1 protein-coding gene is annotated in these 241 nt (G+C 74.7%); it reads left to right on the top strand.

Going from position 1 to position 241, the window contains the following annotated elements:
* On the top strand, nucleotides 1–241 hold a 241-nt coding region (locus KVT14_RS21115; RefSeq protein WP_217617367.1), incomplete at both ends, for an FAD-binding protein.

Here is a 241-nt window from a genome sequence, read left to right as displayed (position 1 = left end):
CGCCGTCGCCCAGCCGGGCGTGGGCACGAAGGACCTGGTGGACGCGGTCGCCGCCCGCGGCCTGTTCTACCCGCCGGACCCGGCGTCGTACGCGCAGAGCACCGCCGGCGGGAACATCGCGACCAACGCGGGCGGGATGCGCTGCGTGAAGTACGGGGTCACGCGGGACTTCGTGCGCACGCACGAGGTCGTGCTGGCCGACGGGGAGGTCGTCCGGACGTCGCCGGAGACCGTGAAGGCC

It is taken from the genome of Cellulomonas sp. GbtcB1 (assembly GCF_019091725.1).
Lineage (GTDB): Bacteria > Actinomycetota > Actinomycetes > Actinomycetales > Cellulomonadaceae > Cellulomonas.
The sequence above is the reverse complement of the archived record's forward strand: the minus strand, read 5'-3'. Positions and strand labels throughout refer to the sequence as shown.